A 5,910-nucleotide genomic window follows, 5' to 3' on the forward strand; every position below is an offset into this window, starting at 1 on the left:
CAGGTTGACTTCAGCCAGCATCAGAAACCGACCCCAACGCCAACCGCCAGACTGCCACACGTCAGACTGTACGCCAATTCGTCCACAACGCTCCTCGCTCAACCTCACCGACTCCCAGTATACAGGAGAAAGTCGGCGGGTTCGCGATGTGCTTACGCTATTACGCTGATGCTGGCCATATGGCTTTGATAAATATCAGCCACAAAATGTCTTATTTCCGGAGACCTAGCAGATTCCTCACAATTCCGAGGAGACGCTTGATCGTGAAACGGCCGGCCGGGCCGAAAACCAGTCCTGTCAAGGCCGTCATCGCCACGGCCTGCTTCAGTTCAACCAGCTTGCGATCACGGCGGATGCGGGCTTCGATTTCAACCGGATCAGGAATGGAGCGCGCGGCAAGAAGTCCGAAAATCACAACGAACAGGAGGTCCACACCAATGACGCAGAGAGCAGACTTCACATAGCTCAGTCCGGCGACATCAATGAAGAACGCCCACAGGAAGCCATGAAATGACAGCGCCGTGAACAGCAGAAATACGGCTGCAATAACGCCATAAGCCACCCTGCGGCCGATTCGCATTGCAGAGCGGGAGAGGATCTGTCCCTGCGCAGAAAGGACGTCCTGTCCGAGTTCAATGGGCTTCATGGAAATCGTTTGCCTCTTCTTCAGGACGGAGCCGGACGAGATGCCGTCCGTCCTCCGCCTGGAAAGACCCGGGCTGTTACTTGGAGAAACGTCCGGCAAAGAAACCGACAACGGCCGAAATCAGGACGGCTGCAATCGGACGCGCCCGTACACGCGTCGAAACATTTTCCAGTTCATGATCCGTGATTTTGCGGGCATTTGCAACGGCATGGTCCGTGCGGTCGGCAGCATCCAGCAGAGCCGGGCTGATACGATTGTCCAGCAGTTCCTGTAGCTGGGTCCGCAGACTGTCGATCTGAGCCTGTGTGGTCTCGGTTGCAGCTTCAACGTTGTCCTTGACGCTTTTACGGCTCATGTTCAAACCCCTTCTAGAATATCAGGCCAGATCTGTTCTGACCCGATTTTGTTTCGCCTATAACGATCCATTCTCCCAGAGGTTGCATGTCAGGCCTGTCCGGCGTTTCCCGCATGGCTCCTAAAAAGAGGAGCGCCCGCCCCTCGCAGCCAGCGCCCGTGCTGGAAGTCAGCGGTCTGCGGGCTGCCATCAATGCGCCGCCTGTTGATCTGTCACTGCGCCCCGGCACTACGCTGACGCTGTTCGGCAACCAGCCCGCCGCACTGTCGCGCCTGCTCGATGTCCTAACCGGCTTCCTGCCTCATCTGGGGGGCACCATCACTGTCAGCGGCGAGAACGTGGCTGCCCGCGCACCCGCAGATCGCCGGATGCGGATTGTCAGCCCGCGGGATCCGCTTTTTCCGCATCTGGATCTGCGTGACAATGTTGCGTTCAGCCTGCGTGCAAGCCGTCAGAGCAAATCAGAAGCCCAGGCTGCTGCGGGACGGATGATTTCGCTTATGGGGCTGGATGGCATTGCGGGTTTGCGCCCGGCAGAGCTGACCGCCGAACAGTCCCTGCGGGCCCGCCTCGCCCGCGCGCTGGTAGCATCGCCCGACATCCTGCTGCTGGATGATCCGCTTCATGCGCTGGACCCTCATGCTGCCCGCCGCATCTCGTTGCTGTTAGCTACGCTCTCCCGCGCCCTGAACCTCAGCGTGCTCCACACAGTGTCCCGCCGCGAGGACGCCCTGCGTTCGGGCGGAGAAATTGCCGTTTTTCAGGACAGCACGCTGCTGCAATGCGCAGATGCGGCAACGCTCTACGATCGTCCGGCCTGCGTCGAGGTTGCGACCCTCTTTGGTGAAACCAATACCCTGACAGGTCAGATCCTGGATATCGGCGATGACGTCGCCCGGATTCAGCTGGCCTGCGGCGGAATTGTGGACGCCATGGCTTCCGAAGACCTGACCGAAGGGCAGGAATGTCTGGTCTGCGTTCGCCCTGACCGGATTTCGCCCTTTTTCGGCTCCCAGGGGCTGGGCATGGACGAAGACGGCGACGTCCCCGTTTGCGGTATCCTGACCGACAGTATCCATTTGGGCGATCATATCCGCATGCGGGTCCGCTGCGCCGAAGGTACGGAAATTGAACTGCGCCGCCCTCCCCTTCAGGCCCAGAAGATTCCGACGTCCGGCACCGCCGTGCAGCTTGCTTGGCCCGCCGCTCATGCGACGGCCTTCCCGCTCGGCATCGGGATGTATTAAAGTGCGCCCGTCCTGTCCGGACGTGCCTGCTTCTTTCCCGATCAACCCAGTTTCCGAGGATCCTTTCGTTCTGACCCGGTCCGCCTTCCCTTTGCTATATGTCCTCCGGACACATGATCGGGTCTCCCGCAGGAGCCGCCTGCGCACTCTCTGTCTGTGCGTCCCGCTCCTGCTGTCCTCTCTGCCTTCCGCAGGCCAGGCTACGTCCACACATTCCGGGCATGGCGCTTCCGGCATCGGCACGTTTTTTACGTCTGTTGGCCATGGCATCACATCCGTCTTTCTTCCCGGATCAGCGTCTGCGCACAGCCACGCACGACCGCATCACCGCCATAAAACCGTCCATCATCGGACCGCCGCCCCTACGGCTCCCGAGCCCGGTTTTGGCGTTCCCGAAGGGACGATCGCGGCCCATGCCCTGTCATCCACAGACAGCGCCCTGCCGCTGGTGGAATGGGACGGACGAACGACAACCCTCCAGACCTCGGCTCATGCGACAAAACCCGCATGGATGGCTGTTCTCGTAACCGGCACGCAACTGGCTCAGGCCTGTGAAGGCGGCTGGGTCCATCCGGTCGATGACAGCCCGAGCTGTGGCATCCCCGGCGGCGTCAGTGACCTCGCCCTGACCTGGGACCGCTCGCGCATGGCCACGGCGCCCGGCTGGCAGGATTTCTGGGACGTTGCCCGCCATCCGGGTCGCCGAGGCCTGCATTTTGGCGCCAGGACCACCCTGGAAATTGCTCTTCTGGCTGATGGCGTCGCGCCGCAGGACGTCTACACCACGCTTGCCACGCAGCCGGGAGTGGATCGCGCGTTCCGCAAGCTGGATCAGCTGCGTCCTTATATTGTGTGGTGGAATACGCCGGCAGATGCCGGACGCATCATGGAACAGAGCAGCGCACTCATGCTGAGCGCCCCCAGCACGGAAGTAACGAGCGTCAGTTCCCGCGTTCAGGCTGGTGCTGCGACATCGCTTTTCGTGGCCGGTACGCAGGACATCCTGCGTACGCCGCTGTTCTGGACCATTCCGATCAACGTACCCGCAGATAGCGCGCACCGCACCCTCGCCCAACTCAGAATGCACGCACCGCATCTGGATGACATGCCCGGCCCATTTCCTCCGGAAAACACACCGACGTTCCTGACCGTCAGCGATACGTTCTGGTCCCGGTATGGTGACATCCTCGAACAGCAGTTCGAGGCGCGCTTCGGGCCACAGACACCGTGATGTCGCTCATTTTGCGGATCAATCTGCCTTTTATCCTGACGGGTCTTGTAGGAGCCTGCGCCATAATCGCGCTACTCATGCGCGTGCTGCCGCCCCATATTGTCCGGCGCCTTGGCCTAATTCTGCTTCTTCCCGGACCGGGTCTGGCCTTGGCTCTGGCTAGAACCCATATCGGTCCGGGTTGGCTGGAAGGTGCACTTATCGCCCCGGCCGTCGTCTTTCCAATCTGTGCCACCCTCCTGACCCTGCCTCCGGGCACAACCCGGGCCGCAGTTGGACTGGGAGCCAATCTTCCGACCCGTCTGCGCCTGATCTGGTTTCCGCTCCTCCTGCCATCTGCCTTTCTGTCCCTTCTCCTTGCGATCGTCTTCTGCGTCGCCTGCGCCCTGCTGGATCATCCATGAGCACCCCAACCGCCCCCTTCTGGCAAACCGTTCCTCTGGATCAGATGTCTTCCGAACAGTGGGAGTCCCTCTGCGACGGCTGCGGACGGTGCTGCCTCAACAAGCTGCGTGACGAGGATACGGACGAGGTCGTTTACACGAACGTCGCCTGCCGCCTGCTGGACACCCATACCTGCCGCTGCACCGATTATGCCGATCGTCACCGCAAAGTCCCCGACTGCGTGACTTTGACGCCTGAACTTCTGGCCGAAATCGACTGGCTTCCGCCCAGCTGTTCCTATCGTCTGCTACGCGACGGATTTGATCTTCCAGACTGGCACCCTCTGCGGACTGGCAATGAGAAAGGCGTTCACAGTTCAGGCGCCTCGGTTCAGGACCGCTGCATCAGCGAACGCCGTGCCGGACCGCTTGAAGACCATCTGGAAGAATGGCCGGGTGAATGGCCGGACCGTTCCCCGCTTTGCCATGCCCTGAAGAAAAGCAGGGGCTGACATCATGCTTCCCCCGACCGTTCCCTTGATCTGGAAACGTTCGACACGGGCAAAGCGCATCACCCTGCGGATCGAACCTGTCCGCGGCGAAGTCATCATAACGGTTCCGGATCGTATCAGTCGGGAGCGCGCACTGGCCTTCGTCCATCAACAGACGGAATGGATCACGAATGCTCTCGCCGAATTACCAGAAAAGCAGGAACTGACAAACGGTTCGCAGATCATGATCGAAGGGCATAGTGTCGCCATTCTTCATGAACCCGAAGCCCGGCGTGGCTGCTGGCTGGACGAAAATGGACTTCATGTCAGTGGTGACGCCTCCTACACCACACGCCGTATCCGTGATTTTCTGCAGGCCTTGGCAAAGGATCGCCTGACCCGGACCCTTAAAATCCATTCCGACAAAATGGATCTCCATCCTACACGGCTGGACCTGCGCGACGTCCGGACCCGCTGGGGCAGTTGCACCCGCCAGGGCCGCATCATGCTCAGCTGGCGCCTGCTGATGGCTCCCACAAGCATCCGCGATTACGTCATCATTCACGAACTGGCGCATCTGAAACATTTCAATCACGGCTCCCATTTCTGGGCCCTGGTCGACAGTTTTATTCCTAATGGCCGCACAGGACGGCTTGCAGCAGAACGCTGGTTGAGAGAAAACGGGACCGCTCTCCTGCGCGCAGCATGAGGGCAGTGCGAGCTTGGCGGAATGGTAGACGCACGAGACTTAAAATCTCGAGTCCGAAAGGGCGTGCGGGTTCGAGTCCCGCAGCTCGCACCACTATAAAGCATTAAAAACATTGGGTTTTTCAGGTTATCCACAACCTGGACCCGATGTTTTGCTACACCGGGTTGCTACACCCGTGGCTCATAATGCTGATTCGCAGACCCTCAGGATATTCATATCGCCAGAAAGTCCCCTTCCCTTTGCGTCGATTCATGGAAAGACGTGAGATTTGGATATCTTTGGAAACCAATGACAAGGCACTTGCAAAAAATCGAGCTTGTGCAATTTATTCATTGACAAATAAATTATTTTCGGAATTGAAAATCGTGTCTGATGAACTAGCTCAAAATGCCAATGATACAATTCGGGATATCATTGATGAGCGGTTCAAGCCTCTGTTTGATACAATCATATCAACATACGAAGCAGAGCTATCAAACCTTAAATCTCAGTATCAGGTGATGAATGCCGAGCATCTGCTTGCAAGGCTCGAACAGGACGATGCTTTTCTAAAATTTGCAGATAATGCCAATTCAGAAATTGAGAAAATTCATCAGTTGATGAAACAGCTTCCTGATTTAGATATCAGAGCAAAAATGTCCGATATTTTGGGGCATTTCAATAATATTGAATCATGGACAAAACCCAAAGAACCGCAGAAATCTCCGCTATTTTCAGAAGCATCTGAGGCTTTCATATTAGGGCCTGTTAGCACTTGATCCAGTCTGCAGCAGCAGCGATGTGTATGACGGCAAGGAATGACGCCGCTGTTTTTTCGTATCTGGTCGCGACTGCACGCCACTCCTTGA

Annotated in this window: 8 protein-coding genes, 1 tRNA gene and 2 pseudogenes; 8 read left to right on the forward strand and 3 right to left on the reverse strand. The window is 58.0% G+C overall.

What is annotated here, in order from left to right; translation table 11 throughout:
- Positions 1-211 precede the first annotated feature (211 nt).
- Complete coding sequence (locus HKD24_RS14595) at positions 212-646, reverse strand: hypothetical protein (RefSeq protein ID WP_194260907.1); 435 nt, start codon at positions 644-646, stop codon at positions 212-214.
- Between the two features lie 76 nt (positions 647-722).
- Positions 723-1,001: a hypothetical protein gene (locus HKD24_RS14600; RefSeq protein ID WP_062511395.1), complete on the reverse strand. Its 279-nt coding sequence runs from the start codon at positions 999-1,001 to the stop codon at positions 723-725.
- 86 nt (positions 1,002-1,087) lie between these two features.
- Between HKD24_RS14600 and HKD24_RS14605 the strand changes: the two genes are divergently transcribed.
- From HKD24_RS14605 to HKD24_RS14635, 8 genes and pseudogenes are all read left to right on the forward strand, one after another.
- A complete protein-coding gene (locus tag HKD24_RS14605) occupies positions 1,088-2,248 on the forward strand; it encodes an ABC transporter ATP-binding protein (RefSeq protein WP_194260908.1) in 1,161 nt (386 codons plus the stop codon).
- Between the two features lie 91 nt (positions 2,249-2,339).
- On the forward strand, positions 2,340-3,479 hold the full coding sequence (locus tag HKD24_RS14610) for an extracellular solute-binding protein (protein WP_228124474.1): 1,140 nt from the start codon (positions 2,340-2,342) through the stop codon (positions 3,477-3,479).
- Positions 3,479-3,883, forward strand: a complete 405-nt coding sequence (locus HKD24_RS14615; RefSeq protein WP_194260910.1) for a hypothetical protein — start codon at positions 3,479-3,481, stop codon at positions 3,881-3,883. Before HKD24_RS14610 ends, HKD24_RS14615 begins: the two co-directional genes overlap by 1 nt.
- Entirely contained in the window at positions 3,880-4,374 is a 495-nt protein-coding gene (locus HKD24_RS14620) for a YcgN family cysteine cluster protein (protein WP_194260911.1), read from the forward strand. The genes HKD24_RS14615 and HKD24_RS14620 overlap by 4 nt, the downstream gene beginning before the upstream one ends.
- 4 nt (positions 4,375-4,378) lie before the next feature.
- Entirely contained in the window at positions 4,379-5,062 is a 684-nt protein-coding gene (locus HKD24_RS14625) for a M48 family metallopeptidase (protein ID WP_194260912.1), read from the forward strand.
- 7 nt (positions 5,063-5,069) lie between these two features.
- A tRNA-Leu gene (locus tag HKD24_RS14630) sits at positions 5,070-5,155 on the forward strand.
- Positions 5,156-5,247: 92 nt separating this feature from the next.
- Positions 5,248-5,409: pseudogene (locus HKD24_RS15635) on the forward strand (DUF6538 domain-containing protein); the annotation flags it as partial.
- An 18-nt stretch (positions 5,410-5,427) separates the two neighbouring features.
- Positions 5,428-5,820: a hypothetical protein gene (locus HKD24_RS14635; protein WP_194260913.1), complete on the forward strand. Its 393-nt coding sequence runs from the start codon at positions 5,428-5,430 to the stop codon at positions 5,818-5,820.
- Here the strand turns inward: HKD24_RS14635 and HKD24_RS14640 are convergent.
- A pseudogene (locus tag HKD24_RS14640) lies at positions 5,810-5,910 on the reverse strand (IS5-like element ISMex42 family transposase); the annotation flags it as partial. The gene HKD24_RS14635 and the pseudogene HKD24_RS14640 sit on opposite strands and share 11 nt — an antisense overlap.

This window comes from Gluconobacter vitians (assembly GCF_015244565.1).
Lineage (GTDB): Bacteria > Pseudomonadota > Alphaproteobacteria > Acetobacterales > Acetobacteraceae > Gluconobacter > Gluconobacter vitians.

Excerpts from the sequence above, each read along its gene's own strand:
- HKD24_RS14605 (WP_194260908.1), top strand. The coding sequence starts at position 1,088 with ATGTCAGGCCTGTCCGGCGTTTCCCGCATGGCTCCTAAAAAGAGGAGC.
- HKD24_RS14600 (WP_062511395.1), bottom strand. The coding sequence starts at position 1,001 with ATGAGCCGTAAAAGCGTCAAGGACAACGTTGAAGCTGCAACCGAGACC.
- HKD24_RS14625 (WP_194260912.1), top strand. The coding sequence starts at position 4,379 with ATGCTTCCCCCGACCGTTCCCTTGATCTGGAAACGTTCGACACGGGCA.
- HKD24_RS14615 (WP_194260910.1), top strand. The coding sequence starts at position 3,479 with ATGTCGCTCATTTTGCGGATCAATCTGCCTTTTATCCTGACGGGTCTT.
- HKD24_RS14620 (WP_194260911.1), top strand. The coding sequence starts at position 3,880 with ATGAGCACCCCAACCGCCCCCTTCTGGCAAACCGTTCCTCTGGATCAG.
- HKD24_RS14595 (WP_194260907.1), bottom strand. The coding sequence starts at position 646 with ATGAAGCCCATTGAACTCGGACAGGACGTCCTTTCTGCGCAGGGACAG.